A 22,037-nucleotide genomic window follows, 5' to 3' on the forward strand; every position below is an offset into this window, starting at 1 on the left:
CCGTTGTTATCCAGGGCTAAACATGGCGAAACGACTGTGGATTACGGGGATTGGTGGGTTTTTAGGGTGGAACGTAGCAGCGATCGCCCCTCCGGATTGGGAACTCTACGGAACCACCCACCGCCCCGGCATTCAGCACCCCAACGCCGCGATCGCGACCCTCGACCTCACGGATCGCGCCGCCCTCACGGCCTACTTTGACCAGATCCGCCCCGATGCGGTGCTGCACCTCGCCGCCCTCTCCCGCCCCAACCACTGCCAAACCCAGCCCGAACGCTCCTACGCCGTCAACGTCACCGCCAGCGATTGGATCGCCGAACTCTGCGCCGCCCGTCAGATTCCGCTGCTTTTCACCTCTAGCGAACTCGTCTTTGACGGCCAACATCCCCCCTACGACGAAACCTCCCCCGTTTGCCCGATCAACCTCTACGGCGAGCATAAAGTGTTGGCCGAGCGGCGGATTCGCGATCGCTACCCCGCCGCCACCATTGCCCGGATGCCTGTGATGTTTGGCGTGCCGTCCCCCCAATCTGAAAGTTTCCTCCAACCCTTTTTGCGCCAACTCCGCAGCGGCGAACCCTTGCGCCTCTTCACCGACGAAATCCGGATGCCCGTCAGTGCCACCACCGCCGCCCAGGGTCTGTTTCTCCTCCTCGATCAACCGGGGGAATTGTTTCACCTGGGGGGGCGCGATCGCCTCTCCCGCTACGACATCGGCCAACTCCTCACGGAAATTTTCGAGATTCCCACTGCCCACCTCGTCCCCTGCCGCCAAGCCGATGTCACTATGGCCGCCCCCCGTGCTGCGGATCTCACCCTCGACAGTGGTAAAGCCTTCGCCCTCGGCTACAATCCCCCCTCGGTGCGATCGCAACTCTTGGCACTGCGTGATCAGGTGTGATGGGTGTCACCCCTAATTACTGAGAGGTATCACGGAGAAATGACAATGCGATCGTGCTTTCCCCGTGAGCAACATCATCAAAACCATCGACGCTGATCAGTGGCATGGGTCTGTCAATCCGGGAAAATACAGACATCAAGCAATCGGAGCATAACCCTATGAAATTCAGCCCGTCTAGTCCGACCAGTGCAGCCCGTCGCTACACCATTCGCACTGTTGAATTCCAAACCAGTCCCATCCTCAGACCCATGGACAAAACACGTTCACTCACAGACCGGATGGGTTTAGGGTTAAGCCGAAAACAGCAGGGGGTGCTGTAACTAGCCCATCCTCTCTTTCTTTTTCCAACATTGACTTACTCCCCCGTTTAGAAAACGGGGGATTCTGGGATCAAACAGCAATAGCAGGCAACGCCTGTCTGACATCACCTAACCCAATGGCTGAAGCCCCAGCCACTTTAATATTCATCGCCGCATTCTCATCCCGGTCATTCTCTGCCGAGCAACTGGGACACCGCCAATGGCGAGTCTCTAAATCCAGATGCTCCAAAATATGACCACAACTTGAACAGGTCTTGCTCGAAGGGAACCAGCGGTCAACATAGACCACCCGCTTCCCCTTCTTCGTCGCCACCCACTCCAGGATTTGCAGAAACTCCCGAAACGCCAAATCACTCACCTTACGCCCCCAAAGCCGCTGCATCGCATTGAGGTTCAAGGTTTCAAAACACAGCCCATCAAACTGATTCGTCAGTTGATGGGCTAACTTCCAAAACCAGTCCCGCCGTCGATGGGCAATATCTTCATGCTTGCGGGCTAAGTTCAATCGGGCACGTTCTCGATTCGCTGAACCCTTTTGCTTGCGAGATAATTCTCGACTTGCTTTGCGAACTGCATTGAGTGACTGCTTGAAGAACAAGGGTGCATCAATATTGAACCCCTCCGAACAGGTCAGAAACGTCTTGAGTCCAAAATCAAAACCAGCAATGTTACCTGTCTCGGTTTTGACTTGGGGTTCTGACAGGGTATCTACCGTGACAATCATGAACAGTTCTCCCAAGGGAGTTCGTTTAATCGTCACGGTCTTGACCTTGCCCTCAATGGGGCGAGAGTGCCAATATTGATAGACTTTGTTGCCAATCCTGACCCGGTTGCCACCGAGGAATTTGTACCCGGCTTGCTTGAGGGTGAAGGATTTGTACTTTCGGGTCTTCTTAAAGTTTGGCGGGCGAACGCCTTTTTTGTTGTGTTTGAAGAACAGTTGATACGCTTTCTCAATCCGTTGACAGATATCCTGTACGGCTTGAGAACCCACTTGTAACCACCAGGGGTTCCGTTTCCGAAGCTTGGCGATGTGTTTTTGCAGTCGGGCGCAGTTCAAGTGCTTGCCCCACATTCGGTAGTACCGTTTGTGGAGGGCAACACAATGGTTGTAGATACGCCCTGCGGCATTGATTGTCCGCTTGAGGTATCTATTCCGCTTATGCTGGTAGAGCTTGAACTTGAGCGTTTTCATGGTTGCTATGATACCTCGGTATCACGGCTGAATAAATTCAGCCCTTCGCTTATATCCCCCGTTTGGAAAACGGGGGCTTTACGCTTTACATTCGTAAGCACATGAGAGTTTCGGCCTGAGCAACCGGAACTCTTTTTTATGTTCCCTGGGCAGCCAAGACGGTTTTGGGGAGTAGTTCGCCTGTGGTGTTGAGTTGGCCAATGCCGAGGAATTGACCAACCCCGTCATGCACTTGCACGATCGCATCCTTCAACTCAGGGGCGATCGTCACAGTTTGGCCCTGGCACCAACGGCGGGCGGCATCGGGTTCCGGGGTGACAATGGGGAGATCGAGGATGATGGGGGGGGCGATCGCCCGGAAGGTTCCCGCCGCCACCTGGGCCGCGAGGGTCTCTAGATCAATCGCCTGATCCAGCGTTAACCCACAACTGCGGGTACGGGTCAGATGGGCCAAGGTTCCCCCCACCCCCAACGCCGCCCCCAAATCCCGCGCTATCGACCGGATATAGGTCCCCGCCCCGCAATCCACCTCCACCTCCACTTCGGGAAAGTCCCCCGGATAGAAGGCGATCGCGCTGATCCGCTCAATCTCCACCCACCGCGCCGGCACATCCACCACTTCCCCCGCCCGCGCCAACTCATACAGCCGTTTTCCATCTCGCTGAATCGCACTAAACGCGGGCGGAATCTGTTCAACACGACCCAGGAACGCGGGTAACTGCGCTTCAATGTCGGGTAACGTCACCGGTGAAGCGGGGGCTTGAGTCAAAATGTCCCCTTCGAGATCGTCCGTGGTGGTGGTCACGCCGAACCGAATTCGGGCGCGATAGCTCTTGCCCGTCGGTAAATATTGCAAGAGGCGCGTCGCGGTGCCGAGGGCGATCGGTAACACTCCCACCGCTGCCGGGTCGAGTGTGCCTCCATGACCCACTCGCTTTTGTCCCACAATGCGCCGCACCTTCGCCACGCAATCATGGGAAGTCCAGCCGGGGTCTTTATTCAAATTCAAAAAACCAAACACCATCACTGCCGGAAAAGAACGCCCCTAGCAGTATAGCGGGGTTGGGGATGGGGGGGAGGGGGCGATCGCCTCATCGTCGATTGGCATCGAATCGTAACGAATTGCAACTATCGTTGCGATCACGATCCTCACCATTCAAACGCACCGAACCCAACAATTGAAACTGAATTAACCCCACCATTTCACACCATAATTCCCTCGATTTACCATAATCCAGCCTGTGATTCAGCAATTCTAAGTATATTTGCCTGAGTAGAAACGCTCATGTTATGATCAAGACTGTTCAGATGATACAAAATCCTTAGTTAATCTAGGTTTAAAACAACGTGGAAAACCACAAGGGAAAACTCTTAGTGGTAGATGATGAACCTGCTGTGCGTCGCATTTTGCAGACACGCTTGACTATGGCAGGCTATGAAGTCATCACCGCTGCAGACGGAGACGAAGCAATCAAGCTATTCACGGCAGAAACCCCTGATTTGGTCATTTTGGATGTCATGCTTCCGAAAAAAGATGGCTATCAAATCTGTCAAACAATCCGCGAAGATTCCGATGTTCCTATTATTATGTTGACGGCTTTATCCGATGTCGCCGATCGCATTACCGGCTTACAATTGGGGGCTGATGATTACCTCGTAAAACCCTTTTCACCCAAAGAATTAGAGGCACGGATTAGCACAATTTTTCGCCGCCTGAAGCGTGGAGATTTTAAGGTCGATTATGACAGCGGTGTGATTAAAGCGGGTCATCTTTCAATTGATAGTAATCGGCGGCGGGTGTACTTAGGGGATGAACTGGTGCGCCTGACAGAAATTGAATTTAATATCCTTCAACTCCTCGTCAATCAAGCCGGTGAACCATTGTCGCGGGCTGCGGTTCTAGAGGCAATCTGGGGCTATACTCCCCGCCAATCAGGGGATCTACGCTTGGTGGATGTGCATATTTCCCGACTCCGCAGCAAGATCGAACTTGACCCGAAACAGCCGGACTACATTATTACGGAACGGGGTATGGGGTACTCGTTTCAGCGGTTTCCGACCTTGGCATCGGTGGCGACTGTTGACCATTAACACCGCCTTTGATGGGGGATATTGCTGTTCAGGATGACCCATGGGCTACTGTCGCCTGGTCTGGGTCACCGGCCTAAGAAGCTGATGGCTTTTGAGGGGGTCTATGAAGACGGTTCAATGGCGATTGTTAGGGCTAGCCGACGAGGAGGTTTTCTTCGGGATATTGCAATTGACTGGGGGGATGTTCGCCGACAATGGCAGCGATGAAGACGAGAATTCCCACCCGTCCTGTATACATGATCAAGATGATGATCAATTGACTAATGGCTGATAATTGAGCGGTGATGCCGGTGGACAGTCCGACGGTGGCAAAGGCGGATACGCATTCAAATAAAAGGTCAATAAACACGAATTTTCCGGACTCAATCAGGGCGAGGGCGGTGGTGGCGATCGCGATCGCAATTCCTGACCCCATCAAGACCGCGATCGCTTTTAAAATCAGCGATGGGGGCAAGGTGCGCCCATACATCACCACCTGCTCGCTGCCTCGGAGGGTGGAGCGGGTGCAGTTGAGCAAAATCCGCAGTGTTGTGGTTTTGATGCCGCCCCCCGTGCCGCTAGGACTCGCCCCAATCACCATAAAGCCGATGGTGATCAGCAAGGCGGCATCCCCCATTTGCCCAAAATCAATACTGTTAAAGCCGGCGGTGCGGGTGGTGACGGATTGAAAGGCTGCACCGAGGAAGGTTTCCGACCAACTCAAGCCGGCGAGGGTGTTGGGATTGTGGATTTCGGTGATCAGGTAGGCGATCGTGCCGAGGATTAAGAGGATCAAGGTGGTGCTGGTGACGACCTTGAAGTTGAGGGAGAGGCGGGCGGTGCGTTGCGATCGCAAACTCGTCAGCCACCCGTAGCCCTCAATAATCACCTGATAGCCAATCCCCCCAAAAATAATCAGGATCGAAATCGCCACATTCACGGCCCACACGCCGCGATAGGCCGTCAAACTGTCGCTAAACAAACTAAACCCCGCATTATTCCAGGCGCTGATGCTGTGGAAAATCGCCAGCCAAAGCCCCCGCCCTTGGCCGTAATCATCCACAAAGGGACGCAACATCAAAATAATCCCCCCCAACTCAAACATCAGCGTCGTCGCCACAATCGATCGCATCAAGTTGCGACTGCCCTGCACAAAGGGACGATCAAAGGATTCTTGAATGGCGAATTTTTGCCGGAGGTCAAATTTACGCCGTAGCACCAAGACCAGAAACGTGGTGGTGGTCATGTATCCCAACCCCCCCACCTGAATCAGCAACAAGAGAAATACCTGCCCCCAAAAGGAAAAATGGGTTCCCGTATCCACCACCGCCAACCCCGTCACACAGACCGCCGAAGTGGAGGTAAACAGGGCAACAAGGGGTGAATTCCACTGACCCTCAACGGTGGAAATGGGCAACATCAACAGCACCGTTCCCACGGCAATAACAGTAAGAAAGCCAAGGCAAATGGTACGGGCGATGGTCATAGGACTCCGAAAAACAGGGCGTGGAGAGGGTTCAGGCTCAGGAGGGGTGATGGGTTGCGCCGTTGGGGAGAGTGAACCCGATGGGCTGCACCCCGTCACGACTTTGAGGGACAGAATCCTCAGAGTATAAAGTATTCTCCCAGAATCAATGTCATGCTTGGGGTGAAGGTGGGAGTTTGCCTTGACGCAAAATAATACATTGTGTATTATTCTTGTAGCATCATGGCTTGATTCTCTAAAAATTCCCTCTAGACGCGATTTATCATAAATGTTACAATGCTTAACAGAAGCAAGCCGCTGTGAAATGAGTCCTTCGTCACAGTTCGGCGTTTGTTTTTTCCTTAGATTGGATCTTGTTGATCGTTGATTCCAGCGTCGTACTGAAATCTTCACCACATCATTTGTCACCACATCATCTGACTGTGCTGACCCAATCGATACTATTCACACCGACTGTTCCCCCTCTCCTCACATCTCACCCATTCTGCATTCGGTGAGGGTTTCCACTTCCTGTTAAATGTCTCTGTTGAGTTACCTTGCCCCAAGGTACATCATCCTCCTATTGTCGATAATCCTGCAAAGTCAAGCTGATGAAAACTGCTCACAACCCCACTGATCCTGTCCGTACCTACCTGCGTGAAATTGGGCGTGTCCCCTTGCTCACCCATGAAGAGGAAATTTTGCTCGCGAAACGGGTGCAAAAAGCGATCGCGCTCTATCAACTCAAAGATGCTTGTGAGGCCGAGCAAGAAGCGCCCCTGACCCTGACGGAGTGGGCCGCCCAGGCACAACTGTCTGAATCAGAATTGCAACGCACTCTGGAGTCTGGCGATGCGGCAAAGCGCAAAATGGTGGAAGCCAATCTGCGCCTGGTGGTGTCTGTGGCAAAAAAATACATCAAGCGCAATCTTGACCTGCTGGACTTGATCCAAGAAGGCACGATCGGGATGCAACGGGGGGTTGAGAAGTTTGACCCCACCAAGGGCTATCGCTTTTCTACCTATGCGTACTGGTGGATTCGGCAAGCGATTACGCGGGCGATCGCAGAAAAAAGCCGCACGATCCGTCTCCCGATCCACATCACCGAAAAACTCAACAAAATCAAAAAAGCCCAGCGCCAACTCTCCCAACAACTGGGACGCGCCGCCACCGTGGCGGAACTCGGCGAAGAATTGGATCTGTCCCCCAAGCAGGTGCGGGACTACCTGGAAAAAGCTCGCCATCCCCTGTCTCTGGATCTGCGCGTCGGCGATAACCAAGATACCGAACTGGGGGAACTCCTCGAAGACACGGGGCCGTCGCCGGAAGATTTTGCCACCCAATCCTCTCTACAAGGGGATTTACAAAAACTGATGGCGGATCTGACCCCCCAGCAGCAGGAGGTGTTAACCCTGCGCTATGGCTTGACCGATGGGCAGCCCTTGACCCTGGCGAAAATCGGGGCCCGCTTGGGGATCAGCCGGGAGCGGGTGCGCCAGTTGGAGCGGGAATCGTTGAAAAAACTGCGCCAGCGTAAGGTGCATGTGCAGGAGTACCTGGCGAGTTAGTTTGCGCCAGAGTTGGAAAAATGTGCAGTAGAGTGGGGGTAGGGACATAATTGAGTCTGAGTGCTGCGATCGCTGTTCTACCCCCGCCCCTACCCTTGTTGCTATTGTCCTAGGAGGATTCTTGTGAATCATAATCTCAATCCGGGTCAAGACTTTTCCGTCGAAACAGATGCTGCAAATAAGCTCTGGCACTACGTCCAAAGTCTCAGTCCGGAAATGATCGCCCAACTCTCCAAGCCCCAATCTTCGGAGGTCTTTGGTGTGATGGAGCGAAATATTGTGGGCCTGTTGGGGACGTTACCCTCAGATCATTTCGATGTGACGATCAGCACCAGCCGTGAACACCTCGGCCGCCTGCTGGCATCGGCAATCATGAGCGGTTATTTTCTCCGCAACGCGGAACAACGGATGACCTTTGAATCGTCCCTCCAGGGGATTCACAGTGAAACGGACGACTCAGACCGTTAAGGCGGGCGCAGATTTGACCCGCTGGCAGGCGGTTTGCGATCGCCTTCCCTACCCTCAGTTGCGGCGATCGCTCCTCACCTGGTATGCCCACAACGGCCGCACCCTGCCCTGGCGCGGTGAAACTGACCCCTACAAAATTTGGATCTCCGAAATCATGCTGCAACAGACGCAGGTAAAAACGGTGATCCCCTATTATCAACGCTGGTTAGAGCAATTTCCCACGATCGCCGCCCTCGCCGCCGCCGATCAACAACAGGTGCTGAAATGTTGGGAAGGCTTGGGCTACTATGCCCGCTGTCGCAATCTCCATAAGGCGGCCCAACAGATTGTGCAGCACCACGGCGGCCAGTTGCCGCTGCAACTGTCAGAAGTGTTAAAGTTACCGGGGATTGGTCGCACCACAGCGGGCGGCATCCTCAGTGCTGTGGCAAATCAACCGTTGGCGATTCTCGATGGTAATGTGAAACGGGTCTTAGCACGGCTGACGGCGTTACCGATGCCCCCAGGCAGAGCGATCGCCCCCCTGTGGGCCCTGTCCGAACGTTTAATTGATCCCGATCAGGGCCGCGATTTTAATCAAGGCATCATGGATCTCGGCGCGACCCTTTGCACCCCAAAGCAACCGGCCTGCCTGCTGTGTCCCTGGCGATCGCCCTGTCAAGCCTTCACCCATACCCTCCAAGATCAACTCCCCATGCGCGAAACCTCAGCCCCCCTCCCCCATAAAAATATCGGTGTAGCCGTCATCCATAACCCCCAGGGCGAAATCCTGATCGACCGGCGCAACGAAAGCGGTCTCCTCGGCGGCCTGTGGGAATTTCCCGGTGGCAAACTCGAAGCCGGTGAAACCATTCCGGCCTGTATCGAGCGGGAAATTCGTGAAGAACTGGCCATCGACATCGAAGTGGGAGAACACCTGATCACCCTTGACCATGCCTATAGTCATTTTCGCGTCACCCTCAACGTCCACTATTGCCGCCATCTCAGCGGTGAGCCGCAACCTCTCGAATCTCAAGAAGTGCGCTGGGTGGCGATCGCCGATCTCGATCAATACCCCTTTCCCAAAGCCAACAGCAAAATCATCGCCGCCATTCTCGCCCACCCCCCAACGCCTAGCCAGGCCCCCAAAGACAGGGTAGAATAGTCCATAAAGTTAACAAAAGTTTACAAAACCAACGATGGACGCACCCCAACCCTCGATCACCCCCCAACTCACCGAACCCAAATTCGGCTTCAACGACTATTCCGAACGCCTCAATGGCCGCGCCGCCATGATCGGCTTTGTCTTGACCCTCCTGATCGAAGCCCTCAGCGGCCAAGGTCTCCTCGCTTGGCTGGGTCTTCGCTAACCCCCCAGCGGTTCCCCCCAGGCGGGGATTGAAATCCCCGCCTGGGGGGAACCTGTTAAAACGGTTTCTAGAGTGGGCTTTAGCCCACTTTCGCTCTGAGCCAAGAATTTCAGTTCTTGGCGGATCTTCTCGCTCACTGCCCGATAAAAGCTGAAGGCACAGCAGCCTCTCAATCCGTCCTGCTGCGGGTGATCCATTAGACCATGTTTGGGGTGATCGCCTTTCTAAAGGGGATGTGCTAGGGGATTAGGCGCTACGCAGAACATCCCCCATTTGGAGCCGACCTTGTACCTGTCCCATTGCCACTAAGCCTTGCCGCTCTGTGATTCGGACCTGTGCCCCCCGATTTAAGGCACTCAAGACTTTGCCGACGGTTACTTCCGTGGGGGCAATGCCCACCAACAAGAGAGTGGCTTGACCTTGGGCGATGTTCACCACGACGGCGTTGGCGGCGGGGTTGGGTTGGTTGACGAAGAACATCGGCGCTGTTTCGTTTTGCGTTCCCGGTTTGGCTTCCCAGAGGGGTTGTTGTCGATAGCCGGGCGGTATGATCTCGCTGATGCGGGCGATCGCTCCCTGGGCATTGCTTTCTGTCTGCCAAAGGTGTTGGGTGAGGCGATAGGAAAATGCCCCCGCAATAAAGCCGGGCAATTGTTCATCGATGGCGAGTTGATGGCGTTGGGTGGCGGCTAAGACGACTCCCTTGGCGATGCCCCGTCGATAGCGTTGAACGAATTGATCCTGATTCCAGTCTAATCGTGCGAGCCAATCTTCCTGATAGGCTTTTTCTTGGGGGGTGATCGTGATTTTTTCAGTAACATCGCGCGATCGCACCGTAATATCGCGGGTCGCACCGCCGGAAAAACAACTATCTAAAACCGCCGTAAAGTTTTCGGTTTGGATCGCCGCCATTAATAAGAACAAGGTGTGTCCCATGATGTCATTGACCGTGCCGCCTAGGGTGGAATGGTAGTGCGTCAAAATGATGTGGGTTTGGTAAAGTAGAGGAATCGTTACCACTGCACTAAAACTATGGAATGTCGGCTCTGCGGTCATCCCAAAACCCACAAACACGGCAAAATGCCCAATGGTCATCAACGCTACTTCTGCCCTCACTGCCAGCAAACCTTTGCCGAGAGTTTTGACACCCTCTACTACTATCGCCATGTTACTCCGGAGCAGATTGAGCAAGTACTTCAAGCCCACAGTGAAGGCACTAGTGTCCAGTCAACAATCAATTGACGGATAGAGATGTTGTAATTTTAGCCTGGCATCAGCCGTTGTAAATCGCCAATCAATCCATGTTTCCTGATGATTGCGCTCGTCTTGCCAGGCATCCACTTCACGCTTGAGTGTCTCCTGATCAGGAATCCGGCGACTTAAGCACTGACGACTCAAAACACTCAGTTCAATCTCGGCCATATTCAGCCAACTGCCATGTTTGGGGGTATGGCAGAATTCCAATCGACTCAAGATGCGTTGTGCTTCTGCCGGTTCAAAGGCTTTGTAGAGTGAGGCCGGGGAATGAGTATTGAGATTATCCTGAATGACAATGATTTTTTGGGCTTGGGCGTAATCGATATCCACTAACGTTTTGAGCAAGTGGGCATAATCTACTGCGGTGCGACGCTCTGTGACCGTCACGCGCCGCCACCCAATCATCGGTTCACAGACCATAAACAGGTTGGCTGTCCCGTTGCGCTCATATTCATAATCCACCCCGTTCGGGCTGCCCCGGTTGAGCCGGAATGGGTAGGCGGGTTTCTTTGACTAACTGTTTGCTCGCTTCATCAATGCAAATCACAGGCATGTTTGGGGTGTAATCCGTCTGATAGACCGTCAAGACTGCCTCCATATGCCAGACAAACTCTGCGCTTTGGCTCGGTGGAATTACCCAACAGCTTTGTCGCCAGGGTTGGAGTTCGTTTTTTTTAGCAGTTGCCGCACGCTTTCATGGCTGATGTCATCGACATAGTCCAACTCCACCATCTGCTGTGCTAATAAACGTAACGTCCATCGCCCCTGACCTGCGGGCGGTTCACTACAGCACAACGCCACTAAGTGTGCCTCCGTTGTGCCATCCAACTTTCGGGGGCGACGGGGATGGGGACGAGGGCTTAAGGCTGCCTCTAGCCCCTCTTCGACAAATCGTTTCCGCACTCGCTCAATGGTTCTAAGGCTAATATCAAGGGCTTCTTTTATATCCTGATCTCGCCAACCGGGGGATTGCTGGCAATCGGCTTTGAGGAGAATTCGGGCATGATTGATCAGAGCCGCAGCTCGTTTCCCCGTGGTGACAATTTCCTGGAGGTTTTGTCGTTCTTCGTCGCTTAAGCGCACAACGTATTTTTTGACCATGTCAGCCTTGGTTGAGAAACTGACTTCATCTTACTCTTCTCACTCGGCACTATCTCTTTGACTAAGCACTAGCTTGCGAGGAGTCAGCCGCATCAGCGGATTAGCCTATAACACCGTGGTCAGTATTATTCGTGCCGCCAGTGCTAAAGCTTTGCTGGTTCATAACGACCAAGTGCAGGGCGTGGAAACGGAGGACGTGAGTGCTGATGAGATGTGGTCATTCGTGAAAAAAAAACAAACAATGCTTGCCCGAAGAAGTTGAAGTAGGCGATTGCTGGATTGCGATGAGTTTGGCAGATTCGAGCGGGTTAATCTTGACAGCACGAGTGGGGAAACACACCGATGAACTGATTGAAGAACTGGTGGTGAGCACGGAGGGAAAGACCCATTGCCAGCAATGGAATAGTGACAACTGGGGAGGATATGAGCGGGTACTGCCGCTGGAAATTGAGCACTACATTGGCAAAGACCAAACGCAACGGTTGGAGCGTACCAATGGAATTATCAGGCAGCAGACGGGTAGGTGGCATCGACGACAGAACAAGTTTGGCAAACTGTGGCAGCAGACAAAGGTGACGGTGCGTTTAATGGTGAGTTATTTCAACTGGATCTGGCGGCACAACGAGCAGGATTGACTGACCATCGCTGGAGTTGGCAGGATATCCTCTCCTTCCCCACAATAATCTAATGCACTACCTGGCAGTCATGAAAAATGTGGATTATGGGCCGGTGATGCAGGGATTAAGGATTAGCTTCTTTCAGTATATCCACGGATTTTTTAAGGTTGACTTTGCTGGACTGATGGCAACCTTTGGGGTTTCTGCTCTGCAACGATGCTGTCTTGCTTGATGGGTTGGCCCTATGGAGGGAGCGAGGTGCGATCGCGGGTCGGAAAATAGTACAGCATATTACACTGCCTAGGGATTAATCTTGTTAAGATTTGAAACAAAATCACCCCAACGCTCATGACTCACGCCCCTGAAACTGCAACTCCGCACCATGTCGTTATTGTGGGGGGAGGATTTGGCGGCCTCTATGCCGCGAAAGCCCTCGGCAATGCTCCCGTCAAGGTCACCCTGATCGATAAACGCAATTTTCACCTCTTCCAGCCCCTGCTCTATCAAGTGGCGACGGGAACCATCTCCCCGGCTGATATTTCGTCACCCCTGCGCCTCGTGCTCAACAACCATCGCAATATTCAGGTGCTCTTAGATGAGGTGACGGAGATTAACCCGGAGGCGAAGACGATCCATCTCCAGGATGGGGATTTGAGCTACGACAGTTTGATTGTGGCAACGGGGGTGAGTCACCATTATTTTGGCAATGACCATTGGGAAAACCACGCGCCCGGTTTAAAAACCGTCGAGGATGCCCTGGAAATGCGGCGGCGCATTTTCCTGGCCTTTGAAGCGGCCGAGAAGGAAACCGATCCGGCAAAGCGGCAGGCATGGCTGACCTTTGTGATTGTGGGGGGCGGGCCGACGGGAGTGGAGTTGGCGGGGGCGATCGCAGAAATTGCCCATAGCGCCCTCAAGCACGATTTCCGCACGATCGACACCACCCAAGCCAAAATTCTCCTCATTGAAGGCCTCGATCGCATCCTCCCCCCCTACCCCCCAGAACTCTCCGCCAAAGCCGCCGCCTCCCTGGAAAAATTGGGCGTGACGGTGCAAACACAATCCATGGTGACGGCGGTGGAATCGGGCTGTGTGCAGGTGCGCCAAGGGGAAACAGAATCGGCAATTCCCGCCCGCACGATTCTTTGGGCCGCCGGGGTGAAAGCGTCGGGCTTGGGTGCTGTATTGCGCGATCGCGCCCAAGCCGAACTCGATCGCGCCGGTCGCGTCATCGTTGAGCCGGATCTGAGCGTGAAGCACTACCCCGATATCTTCGTGATTGGCGATCTTGCCCACTATGCCCATCAAGGCGATCGCCCCCTCCCCGGCATCGCCCCCGTCGCCATGCAACAAGGCGAATACATAGCCAAACTGATCCCCGCTCGCCTCGCCGGAAAAACCACCCCCACCTTCCGCTACCTCGACCTCGGCAAACTCGCCGTCATCGGCCAAAACGCCGCCGTCGTCGATCTCGGCTTCGTCAAATTCTCCGGCTTCATCGCCTGGCTCATCTGGGTGTTCGCCCACATCTATTACCTGATCGAATTTGATAACAAACTGATCGTCATGCTCCAATGGGGTTGGAACTACTTCACCCGCGGCCGCGGCGCTCGCCTGATTACCGGCGAAAGCGTCCTCCCCCTGATTCGAGACCTCGACCCCCAAGAGCCACCCCTCTCCATCCCCCGTTAGTCCTAGCCCTGGAGGAAACTCCCCTCAGCGCAGACCGAAAAACCCCTCTTAATGACAAAATTAGCCAGATCCCGGCAAGCCCTCACCCTCGCCCTCTAGGAGAAGGGTTGGGCGTGAGGGCCATCAACTTTTGTCAGTTATTCCCGCAACAATTAGCCCCGGATGCGACAAGATGCCCCCGATTATTCAGCATCACTCTCGCTCTCAAGATCCAGCATGGCAATCATCGTTTCAAATTCAAAGCCGTCGAGCCATTGCACAATAGCAGTGCCCAACTCCCCACAGAGGGGGGGGAGTTGTTGCACCAGTTGATGGATTTCCTCACCATCCGCTTCATACACCGCTTGCTTAAGCTGCACCTGCCAAGCCGGTGGCATTGATTGAAATTGATTGAGGATGGGGTTTTGGGTGGGATCGTCTGAGGGGAATGAACGCCCTAAGTGGGGCGATGTGGTGGGGATTTCTTCATCTGCGTAGGTGTAGATCACGCCGAGATGGCGGGCCATGGTTTCAAAAATGATGGACTCTGTATAGGGCTTGCGCACTAGGCCATTACACCCCATCTCGAGCACTTGGGCTTCGTCGGCCACAAAGGCGCTGGCAGTCAAAACCACAATGGGCACGGGGTGGATCACTCCTTGGGATCGTTCTTGCTGACGGATGGCTTGGGTGGCCCCTAATCCGTCCAAGATCGGCATTTGTAAATCCATCCAAATGAAATCGGGTTGGATGGTTTGCCAGGCTGCGATCGCTTCTTCCCCTTGGGTCACCGCCGTCACCGTAAATCCCACCGTCGCCAACAGCGTCATCAACAAATCTCGATTTGTTTTGCGATCTTCCACCACCAAAATGTGATGGTTAGGCTGGTCTGGGGCCAGGCCAACTATCACGAGTGGTGTTTGAGCTAAGCTCGTACTTTCGCGGACTAACTTCAGCGGAATCGTGAACTGAAAAAGCGTGCCCTGTCCGACGGTACTCTGCACCGTAATCATGCCCCCCATCAACTGGACAAACTGTTGGCTAATCGTCAAGCCCAGCCCCGTACCTTCTTGATTATCCGTGCGCTTCAGACTTTGCACAAAGGGGTCAAACAGGTTATCCGTCTCCGTCTCGTTAATGCCACACCCGGTATCTTGAATCTGAAACTGCACCAGAATTCGCCCATTTTCTGAGGTTGAGAGTGTCTTGACGGCTAAACAGATCCAGCCTTGGGCGGTGAATTTAATCGCATTGCCGAGGAGGTTGATCAACACCTGGCGCAGCTTTTGTTCATCGGCTTCCACTTGTACCGGCAATTCTGGATCAAGTTCGAGGCGAAATTCTAACCCCTTTGAGGTGGCTTTCATGGCCAACATGGCACGCACACTGTTGAGGAGACGGGGCAAGTGAAAGGGTTGTTCATTGAGAGTGGTGCGCCCGGCCTCAATTTTGGCGAGATCGAGGATTTCGTTGATCACATCAAGGAGGTGTTTGCCGCTTTGGTTGATGGTGTTGAGGTAGTCTTTTTGGTCGGCGTTGAGGTTGGGGTCGCGGTTCATCAATTGGCTAAACCCCAAAATGGCATTGAGGGGGGTGCGCAATTCGTGGCTCATTTTGGCGAGAAACTGACTTTTGGCCAGGTTGGCTTCTTCGCTGCGGGTGGCTTCGCGGATGGCGGTTTCTTTGGCGGCGGTGAGTTCGGCTTCGGTGCGTTTTTGGAGGGTGATGTCGCGAATGATGGCGATCGCTTGATGATGGCTTAACTGCACGAGCCGCACTTCATAAAAATAGGTTTCCCCATCTAAGACCAGAGAATGGCTAAAACTCAGCATCGGTTGCTTGAGACTCAGTTGCTGGAGAGCCGTGCGAAATTGCTCGGCAACCTCAGTGGGTAAAAAGCTGTAGAGGGGTTTCCCAATCGGATCGAGCAAGGGCACGTAAACATCGTGCATGCTGCCGGGTTTGTAGTCCCGGATGATGCTGTCTTGGTCAAGCTGAAAAAATAGATCCGGAATAGCCTTCCGCATTTGGGCATTGGCTTCGAGCAAGGCTTGGGTGTTTGTGACTTGATCCTGCACTAGGGTTTGGCGATCGCGCTCAGCCGCTTCGTAGGTCTCACTCACCGCCACCAAAAACCGTCGCCATTCCGGAGGCAACGCCTCCAGGGAACCCAGATACTGTTGAATTTGATCTTCGAGCAGGCGATGCATAGGAATTACAAACAACCAGTAAACGCCGAGTAACAACACAAACTGCAAAAACTCACAAACCGTGTTTGAAAGGATGAGAGCCGGAAAAACCCGAATGTCGATGCCTCTGTATCCATAACACCCTTGATGTTGAGGATGATTCAGAGTCTTTCACCTGGTTGACTGACAAAATTAACCAGATCCCAGAAAGCCCTCACCCTAGCCCTCGCCCTTTGGGCTAATCCTGTAGGGGTTTGGAGACAGCCTGAGCCCCCTGCTTAACAAAGAAAAAACGTTCAATCGCAATAGCCAGGACTTTGACCCCTGGCAGTGGTTGCCTTCGAGAAGGAGCAAAGCCCACTAACTTCGTCAACGCCAGCGTAGCCTGTCGCAGGGAGTCAACAGCTTGGCCCGAGAGCTGATGCAACAACCTGAGTTCATCGGCATCAAAAAGCGTCTGAGCCGACTGTTCAGGGTCTTGACGCAAGGCATAAGTCAACCCGAGAAGCCGCCAAGCGACCACCGAGTAAAAAGTTAAGGCATTGACCAAGGTATGCACATCGTCAAATTGGAGCCGCTCCACATTTAACGCCCCAGACTTGAGAGTGAAGTGAAGCCGTTCAATGCGCCAACGCAGAGCATAGAAACGGAGGATGCGTTGGACATCCGCTGCCGTTGCCACCGGTAGACTGGTGAGCAAAGACCAGCACAGACTGTTGTCAGCGTCGAAGCAGTCCACCTGCGTTTTCCCATCGACACAAGCGACCTCGGTAGCCATAACCAGCGTAAGGGGCTGCGTCTTGTGGCGAGCGGGGCTCAAATCTTGACGCGGGTAGATGTAAACGGTTGCCGCCTGCAACTGCAAGGTCACGTCTACCGTTCGTCCCTTGCCCTCATACAGCCGCTCAATCTGCACTGAATACTGCCCGTAGTCGTCGAGCTGCTCAGCGACATCCGGCAATGGACAGACCGTTCCGGCGGCAGCCACTTCGACGCGGCGGGGTTGACACACCCGCACCAGCAAATCCACATTGGGCTCACGCTCAGCTTTGAAGAACTCGAAAATATCCCCTTCTCGGTCACAGATGACCACCCACCGTCGGTTTGACCCTTGGGCTTGTTGGTTGACCGCAACCAAGCCCTTGAACCACTTTTGAGATTCTTTTTGCGGCGACGGCCAATCTATCGCCCCCCCTCGCGTCCAGTACTGTTGATGGATTAGTCCTAGGGGCTGCCCCTCCTGCTCCATGAGCAACACATTGTGCTGCATCAGTCCCCGCACCTTACCCTGGATTCTCCCCAATCCCGACATCTGCGTCTGACCTGAGTAGTTGTAGTACGTTGTGTCCTGAGCCGCGATGAGATACTCACTCTCACTGGCTTGGACTCGGGCTTGGGTGGATGCCACGTGACCGGACAACATCGTTGCACTGTTCATGTCCTTGCGGGCAAACAAACCGGCCACTGTTTGCCTAAAGCTGTTGCCCATACAACTCGAAAAGGACAAGTTGGGTTTTTCGTAGGCACGTTCATAGGCTTGGTTCAGACTTTTTTTACCTGGGGGCGGAAGGCGTTGAGTTGGCTAAACTCTGACATCTCTACTGTGCTTACTCCTCATCATTTTGGGCATAGTCTAACCTCCATAGCCTTACTGGGCTTTATCTCTCAGGATATCTTCAACCCCCTAATACATATGACTTAGTAAAACCCCTACAGGATTAGGCCCTTTGGGAGAGGGAACTGGAACAATGGATCGGCTCCCCTCTCCCTCTGGGAGAGGGTTGGGGGTAAGGGCGATCAACTTTTGTCAGTCAACCAAGTCTTTCACTCATCCCTTCCATTTAATGGGTTTAATGCCGATTATCATAATCTTGATCGTGTGAATGCTAATGTGCTCTATCTTAATGCGATCAGCAGCCTCCCATGACTATCAGCAGACTGAGAATCCTCACGCCTTGCGGTCGGGAAGAGTGTCAATCTGTATAAATACGGCTGCACATTTCGGCGGGGGTCTGACGACGCACAAAAGACAGACGGTAAATTAATTACCGTCTGTCTTTTGCGTTGAGGGTCATCGAGACTTAACAAGGTCGCCATGAAGGGGAACCGACGATTCCCCTTCGTCATTCCCATTACATTGCCTGTGCCTGGCGTTGGGTCTCTTGATTGACGTAGCTTTGCCAGTAGTGCGAAAGTTCCTCCGCTTGGCGATGGGCCGAATCACAGAGCTGGTACATCCGACGCGGGCGACCCCGGCCGGTGACTTTTTTCCAGTAGCCGACAATGCTCTTTTCCCGTTCGAGGAATTTCAACGCACCGTACAAGACGGTATCTGAAAGCCGGTAGGTGGGATAGTCACGTTCGAGCAACTCGATCAACTCTGTACCGTAGGATTCATTGTTGAGCAACACCGAGAGAACATAGCACACCGCCAGTTCTCGGTTGAGATAATGCGGCGGAGGGTTGTTGAAAAAGGTGTAAATATCTTCAAAGTTCATAGATTTCACCATCGAAATTCCCAGTTAACTCATTCACAATCACCGTGGATACACCCTAACTGTGGTTTAGTCATCCTTATTGTCTGCGTTTTGGGTAGTGCATCCGTCCTGAGTATGAGCCGATCGCACAAGGAGGCTAAATCCATTGAGGGTTGATTCGCGTCAGGGTAGCGATCATCATGAGTGGAGCGATCGTGACGAGCAACGTTAGACAATAACAGCTATGAAACGGCATGATCTGCCACGCTCATGAGGGTTGAACCCTAGCCTTACCGCAACGTTATCCTTGACCTAGATTAAATTTAGGGGATGGGATGGCTTTTGGTTAAGGCTATTTTTCTACTTTCTAGAGTAGCAAAATTTAGTTCTGCGGAGAAAAACGACTCCACCGGACAGTAAGCCCTGAAGTATCGCCAATCTCCGCCCTTCTCAATGGAATTTTAAGCCTAGGCTGATCCAGCTTTCAGAGGTTTTTCCTTGGATCAGGAAAATTAAGGATTTTTCGATCGGAGGGGTTTGATCGGGGCGCGATCGCAGTCCCAATCGCCTCGCTTCTACTGATCGTGACGCTCGAAGATCACGGAAAGATTATTGGCGGGCATGGCGATCGCCTCCCGTCGTTGCAGACCTTCCCCATGGGCGATCGCTTCGACCTCTTCGAGGGCACGAATCCCCCAATCGGGATTAGCCGCCCGGAGGGATTGATCAAAGGCGATATTGCTGGGGGCGGCGACTTGTCCCCCTTGGAAAAACGGCCCGTACAGATACAAAATCCCCCCCGGTGGCAAGATGCGCCCCGCTCCGGCCAGGAGTCCGAGGGTGGCGGCCCAAGGCGCGATGTGGATCATGTTGATCGCCACGATCGCACGAATCGGATCATGCTCTAACTCTGCCCTCGTCAGTCCTGGGGGTAGCAAGCCGGTTTCAATTGACCAGGGGCGATCGCACACATCCAACGGAATCGGAGCGGTGAGGTTCGCAACCGGGCAAGCCTGTTGCCAAGCCAAAATGCTCGATCGCAGTTCCGGATTGGGTTCACTGCTCAACCACCGCCGGGGCGCGAGGGCGGGCGCGAAATACACCCCATGCTCGCCAGTGCCGCTGGCAATCTCTAACACCGTTCCCTGGGGCGGCAAGACCTGTTTAAGCACCTGCAAAATCGGATCGCGGTTGCGCTCTGTGGCGGGGGCATATTGACGGCGATCCAAACTAATATCCATGGGGTGATTACTCTGACTGGGGGCTTGATCGTTAGTATCGCATTCTGTTCATCGCTGTGAATAGCCAGCGATCGCAGCCTGTTGTCCTGAAATTGTGCTCGCTGTAACAATCCATAACACAATCCCAAGGGGGTTCAGGAGTTCCCTACAATAGGAAGTATTCTTCTGAGGCGATCAACAAACCATGACAAAAACTGTGGCGGAGTTTATGACTCCCACGCCCATTACGGTAACTCCACAAACCTCACTACGGGAGGCGATTCAGCTTTTGGCCGAAAAACAGATCAGCGGTCTGCCGGTGGTGGATGATGCTGGGACGTTAGTGGGGGTGCTGTCGGACGCGGATTTGATGTGGCAAGAAACGGGTGCTGATCCGCCGCCTTACATTATGTTTCTCGATAGTGTGATTTTTTTGCAAAACCCGGCCCGCTATGAACAGGAATTGCACAAATCCCTAGGGCAAACCGTGGGCGAAGTGATGACGAAAAAACCGATCACCGCTCAACCGGATCAAAGCCTCCGGGATGCGGCTCGGATCATGCATGAAAAGCATGTGCGTCGCTTGCCGGTGGTGGATGCCAACGGTCAGATCGTGGGGATTCTTTCCCATGGTGATATTATTCGAGCGATGGCAGCGAGTTAATTGCGATCGCTGTCTACTTCCATCATTGCTACCCTAGATTCTTTAATTTATGACTATTACCCGTGAATCCGTGCAGGCGCTGTTAAGTTCAGAGGAGTACAGCGATCGCATTCGTGGCTTAAATCATCTGCGTCAACTGGATCAGACCACTGGGTTTGAACTGATTCAACCCCTGATTACGGATTCTCAAGCGCGGGTGCGCTATGCAGCGGTGAGTCAATTGGATCATTTAGGGACGGTTGACCCCGCTGCGGCCTTGGTGCTGTTGCGCGATCGCCTCCAGCACGATTCCGAAGCCGATGTGCAGGCAGCAGCGGCCGATGCGATCGCCGCCCTCAAACTCACCGACGGCTTCGACGACCTCAAACAGGCCTACGAAACCACCACCGAATGGCTCCTGCAATTCAGCATCGTCGCCGCCCTCGGTGAAATGGGCGATCCCCGTGGCTTTGATCTCCTCGTTGATGCCCTCAAATCCGATCAATCCCTCCTCTACACCGCCGCCATCAGCGCCTTTGGTGAACTAGGCGATCGCCGTGCCGTCCCACTCTTACTTCCCTTCCAAAGTGATGACGACTGGCAAGTGCGTTACCGCATTGCCCAATCCTTAAACCGTCTCGGCGGCGACGAAGCCAAAACCGCCCTCGCCCACCTCGCCCAAGATTCCGTAGAAGTCGTTGCCAATGAAGCCCAGCGGGGTATTGCCGCCGATTAACAAAGCAAGGGGCTAAAGCCACCTTGCCCATCGCACGACAAGGCGGCTGCTGGAACTTAAGCACAGAATCCAGTCCTTCTTTGACGCTCTCCCCCCAACCCTGACGGGTATGGTCGGAGATTCCTGTTTTACAGACTCGTAGTGCGAGCATCTTGCTCGCCACAGATTGAAAGCATTTGCCATGACCGGATTAAATCGTTAACCTCCATCCGCCACCTTGCCGATCACCGAGAGGACAAGGCGGCTTTAGCCCCTTGTCTCTCGTGTTAACGCGCTTTATTCTTCCACCAACCACGCTTTACTGTGGGATTCCCAGGCGACAAGCTCATCCTCGCTAAACCACAGGGCGATTTCCCGCTGTGCCGTTTCGATCGCGTCGGAACCGTGGATCAGGTTGCGCCCGACTTGGATGCCGTAGTCGCCGCGAATCGTGCCAGGTTCGGACATCAGGGGATTGGTTGCCCCGATCAATTTCCGCGCCGATGCCACTACGCCATCACCTTCCCACACCATCGCCACCACCGGGCTAGAGGTGATGAAGTCTACCAAGCCTTGGAAAAAGGGGCGTTCTTTATGCACATCGTAATGTTGTTCGGCGAGTTCACGGGATACCGCCATAAATTTCAGGCCCACGAGGGTAAACCCTTTGGTTTCAAAGCGTTTGATGATGTCACCGACTAAGCCCCGTTGCACGCCATCGGGTTTAATCATCAAAAAAGTCCGTTCCATTGCACTCCCTCCTACAAAGAGATCAAGATCAAAGTCAATAACAAGTCCACAAGACAGAGTA

At 53.7% G+C, this 22,037-nt stretch carries 19 protein-coding genes and 3 pseudogenes; 12 read left to right on the forward strand and 10 right to left on the reverse strand.

What is annotated here, in order from left to right; translation table 11 throughout:
* Window positions 1-22 precede the first annotated feature (22 nt).
* A complete protein-coding gene (locus SPI6313_RS16000; protein ID WP_072621901.1) occupies window positions 23-901 on the forward strand; it encodes an SDR family oxidoreductase in 879 nt (292 codons plus the stop codon).
* Between the two features lie 158 nt (window positions 902-1,059).
* Window positions 1,060-1,221 (forward strand): hypothetical protein, encoded by a 162-nt coding sequence (locus SPI6313_RS23650; RefSeq protein WP_175551164.1) that lies wholly within the window; start codon window positions 1,060-1,062, stop codon window positions 1,219-1,221.
* A 70-nt stretch (window positions 1,222-1,291) separates the two neighbouring features.
* Here the strand turns inward: SPI6313_RS23650 and SPI6313_RS16005 are convergent, their stop codons facing one another.
* Both SPI6313_RS16005 and truB read right to left on the reverse strand, forming a co-directional pair.
* Complete coding sequence (locus tag SPI6313_RS16005) at window positions 1,292-2,416, reverse strand: RNA-guided endonuclease InsQ/TnpB family protein (RefSeq protein ID WP_072621902.1); 1,125 nt, start codon at window positions 2,414-2,416, stop codon at window positions 1,292-1,294.
* Window positions 2,417-2,552: 136 nt separating this feature from the next.
* Entirely contained in the window at window positions 2,553-3,437 is an 885-nt protein-coding gene (gene truB, locus SPI6313_RS16010; RefSeq protein WP_072623184.1) for a tRNA pseudouridine(55) synthase TruB, read from the reverse strand.
* Window positions 3,438-3,763: 326 nt separating this feature from the next.
* On the opposite strand from truB, the gene rpaB reads away from it, so the two are divergent.
* Window positions 3,764-4,507, forward strand: coding sequence for a response regulator transcription factor RpaB (rpaB, locus tag SPI6313_RS16015; RefSeq protein ID WP_072621903.1), 744 nt, complete (start codon window positions 3,764-3,766; stop codon window positions 4,505-4,507).
* A 133-nt stretch (window positions 4,508-4,640) separates the two neighbouring features.
* Here rpaB and SPI6313_RS16020 read toward each other — a convergent pair whose 3' ends face one another.
* The gene (locus tag SPI6313_RS16020) at window positions 4,641-5,972 is read right to left on the reverse strand and encodes a TrkH family potassium uptake protein (protein WP_072621904.1); all 1,332 of its coding nucleotides are present in this window, start codon (window positions 5,970-5,972) and stop codon (window positions 4,641-4,643) included.
* A 590-nt stretch (window positions 5,973-6,562) separates the two neighbouring features.
* Here SPI6313_RS16020 and SPI6313_RS16025 point away from each other — a divergent pair.
* The 4 genes from SPI6313_RS16025 to SPI6313_RS23655 all read left to right on the forward strand — a co-directional run bounded on the left by SPI6313_RS16025 (window position 6,563) and on the right by SPI6313_RS23655 (window position 9,336).
* Window positions 6,563-7,519, forward strand: coding sequence for an RNA polymerase sigma factor, RpoD/SigA family (locus SPI6313_RS16025; RefSeq protein ID WP_072621905.1), 957 nt, complete (start codon window positions 6,563-6,565; stop codon window positions 7,517-7,519).
* A gap of 123 nt (window positions 7,520-7,642) precedes the next feature.
* Window positions 7,643-7,987: a DUF760 domain-containing protein gene (locus SPI6313_RS16030; RefSeq protein ID WP_072621906.1), complete on the forward strand. Its 345-nt coding sequence runs from the start codon at window positions 7,643-7,645 to the stop codon at window positions 7,985-7,987.
* Between the two features lie 58 nt (window positions 7,988-8,045).
* Window positions 8,046-9,131: an A/G-specific adenine glycosylase gene (gene mutY / locus SPI6313_RS16035; protein WP_072623185.1), complete on the forward strand. Its 1,086-nt coding sequence runs from the start codon at window positions 8,046-8,048 to the stop codon at window positions 9,129-9,131.
* 34 nt (window positions 9,132-9,165) lie between these two features.
* Window positions 9,166-9,336, forward strand: coding sequence for a hypothetical protein (locus SPI6313_RS23655; protein WP_175551165.1), 171 nt, complete (start codon window positions 9,166-9,168; stop codon window positions 9,334-9,336).
* Between the two features lie 246 nt (window positions 9,337-9,582).
* Here SPI6313_RS23655 and SPI6313_RS16045 read toward each other — a convergent pair whose 3' ends face one another.
* Window positions 9,583-10,392, reverse strand: coding sequence for a hypothetical protein (locus SPI6313_RS16045; RefSeq protein ID WP_139276671.1), 810 nt, complete (start codon window positions 10,390-10,392; stop codon window positions 9,583-9,585).
* Between SPI6313_RS16045 and SPI6313_RS23010 the strand changes: the two are divergent.
* A pseudogene (locus SPI6313_RS23010) lies at window positions 10,369-10,563 on the forward strand (IS1/IS1595 family N-terminal zinc-binding domain-containing protein); the annotation flags it as partial. The gene SPI6313_RS16045 and the pseudogene SPI6313_RS23010 sit on opposite strands and share 24 nt — an antisense overlap.
* Here SPI6313_RS23010 and SPI6313_RS23015 read toward each other — a convergent pair.
* A pseudogene (locus SPI6313_RS23015) lies at window positions 10,564-11,694 on the reverse strand (IS630 family transposase). It abuts the pseudogene before it with no gap.
* Between the two features lie 67 nt (window positions 11,695-11,761).
* Here SPI6313_RS23015 and SPI6313_RS24490 point away from each other — a divergent pair.
* Window positions 11,762-12,382, forward strand: a pseudogene (locus tag SPI6313_RS24490) (IS1 family transposase); the annotation flags it as partial.
* Window positions 12,383-12,659: 277 nt separating this feature from the next.
* On the forward strand, window positions 12,660-14,003 hold the full coding sequence (locus SPI6313_RS16075) for an NAD(P)/FAD-dependent oxidoreductase (protein ID WP_072621911.1): 1,344 nt from the start codon (window positions 12,660-12,662) through the stop codon (window positions 14,001-14,003).
* A gap of 182 nt (window positions 14,004-14,185) precedes the next feature.
* On the opposite strand, the gene SPI6313_RS16080 is transcribed toward SPI6313_RS16075, so the two are convergent.
* The 4 genes from SPI6313_RS16080 to SPI6313_RS16095 form a co-directional block, all read right to left on the reverse strand.
* Window positions 14,186-16,192, reverse strand: coding sequence for a PAS domain-containing sensor histidine kinase (locus SPI6313_RS16080; RefSeq protein ID WP_139276672.1), 2,007 nt, complete (start codon window positions 16,190-16,192; stop codon window positions 14,186-14,188).
* 217 nt (window positions 16,193-16,409) lie between these two features.
* Entirely contained in the window at window positions 16,410-17,660 is a 1,251-nt protein-coding gene (locus SPI6313_RS16085; RefSeq protein WP_072621913.1) for an IS4 family transposase, read from the reverse strand.
* Between the two features lie 643 nt (window positions 17,661-18,303).
* Window positions 18,304-18,669, reverse strand: a complete 366-nt coding sequence (locus SPI6313_RS16090) for a helix-turn-helix transcriptional regulator (RefSeq protein WP_072621914.1) — start codon at window positions 18,667-18,669, stop codon at window positions 18,304-18,306.
* 554 nt (window positions 18,670-19,223) lie between these two features.
* Window positions 19,224-19,889, reverse strand: a complete 666-nt coding sequence (locus SPI6313_RS16095; RefSeq protein WP_072621915.1) for a DUF938 domain-containing protein — start codon at window positions 19,887-19,889, stop codon at window positions 19,224-19,226.
* Between the two features lie 184 nt (window positions 19,890-20,073).
* Here SPI6313_RS16095 and SPI6313_RS16100 point away from each other — a divergent pair, with 184 nt between their 5' ends.
* Window positions 20,074-20,532 (forward strand): CBS domain-containing protein, encoded by a 459-nt coding sequence (locus tag SPI6313_RS16100; RefSeq protein ID WP_072621916.1) that lies wholly within the window; start codon window positions 20,074-20,076, stop codon window positions 20,530-20,532.
* Window positions 20,533-20,581: 49 nt separating this feature from the next.
* Complete coding sequence (nblB, locus tag SPI6313_RS16105) at window positions 20,582-21,247, forward strand: phycobilisome degradation protein NblB (RefSeq protein WP_072621917.1); 666 nt, start codon at window positions 20,582-20,584, stop codon at window positions 21,245-21,247.
* A 276-nt stretch (window positions 21,248-21,523) separates the two neighbouring features.
* Here the strand turns inward: nblB and ndk are convergent, their stop codons facing one another.
* Window positions 21,524-21,976, reverse strand: coding sequence for a nucleoside-diphosphate kinase (gene ndk / locus SPI6313_RS16110; protein ID WP_072621918.1), 453 nt, complete (start codon window positions 21,974-21,976; stop codon window positions 21,524-21,526).
* Window positions 21,977-22,037 lie beyond the last annotated feature (61 nt).

Origin of the sequence: Spirulina major PCC 6313, assembly GCF_001890765.1 — a bacterium.
In the GTDB taxonomy this organism is placed as follows: domain Bacteria; phylum Cyanobacteriota; class Cyanobacteriia; order Cyanobacteriales; family Spirulinaceae; genus Spirulina; species Spirulina major.

What these genes read in the sequence shown, in the direction of transcription:
- SPI6313_RS16045 (WP_139276671.1), bottom strand. Translation starts at nt 10,392, where the DNA reads ATGACCGCAGAGCCGACATTCCATAGTTTTAGTGCAGTGGTAACGATT.
- SPI6313_RS23655 (WP_175551165.1), top strand. Translation starts at nt 9,166, where the DNA reads ATGGACGCACCCCAACCCTCGATCACCCCCCAACTCACCGAACCCAAA.
- SPI6313_RS16080 (WP_139276672.1), bottom strand. Translation starts at nt 16,192, where the DNA reads ATGCATCGCCTGCTCGAAGATCAAATTCAACAGTATCTGGGTTCCCTG.
- SPI6313_RS16075 (WP_072621911.1), top strand. Translation starts at nt 12,660, where the DNA reads ATGACTCACGCCCCTGAAACTGCAACTCCGCACCATGTCGTTATTGTG.
- SPI6313_RS16020 (WP_072621904.1), bottom strand. Translation starts at nt 5,972, where the DNA reads ATGACCATCGCCCGTACCATTTGCCTTGGCTTTCTTACTGTTATTGCC.
- nblB (WP_072621917.1), top strand. Translation starts at nt 20,582, where the DNA reads ATGACTATTACCCGTGAATCCGTGCAGGCGCTGTTAAGTTCAGAGGAG.
- SPI6313_RS16085 (WP_072621913.1), bottom strand. Translation starts at nt 17,660, where the DNA reads ATGGGCAACAGCTTTAGGCAAACAGTGGCCGGTTTGTTTGCCCGCAAG.
- SPI6313_RS16090 (WP_072621914.1), bottom strand. Translation starts at nt 18,669, where the DNA reads ATGAACTTTGAAGATATTTACACCTTTTTCAACAACCCTCCGCCGCAT.
- SPI6313_RS16100 (WP_072621916.1), top strand. Translation starts at nt 20,074, where the DNA reads ATGACAAAAACTGTGGCGGAGTTTATGACTCCCACGCCCATTACGGTA.
- SPI6313_RS16005 (WP_072621902.1), bottom strand. Translation starts at nt 2,416, where the DNA reads ATGAAAACGCTCAAGTTCAAGCTCTACCAGCATAAGCGGAATAGATAC.
- SPI6313_RS16025 (WP_072621905.1), top strand. Translation starts at nt 6,563, where the DNA reads ATGAAAACTGCTCACAACCCCACTGATCCTGTCCGTACCTACCTGCGT.
- SPI6313_RS16095 (WP_072621915.1), bottom strand. Translation starts at nt 19,889, where the DNA reads ATGGATATTAGTTTGGATCGCCGTCAATATGCCCCCGCCACAGAGCGC.
- SPI6313_RS23650 (WP_175551164.1), top strand. Translation starts at nt 1,060, where the DNA reads ATGAAATTCAGCCCGTCTAGTCCGACCAGTGCAGCCCGTCGCTACACC.
- SPI6313_RS16000 (WP_072621901.1), top strand. Translation starts at nt 23, where the DNA reads ATGGCGAAACGACTGTGGATTACGGGGATTGGTGGGTTTTTAGGGTGG.
- ndk (WP_072621918.1), bottom strand. Translation starts at nt 21,976, where the DNA reads ATGGAACGGACTTTTTTGATGATTAAACCCGATGGCGTGCAACGGGGC.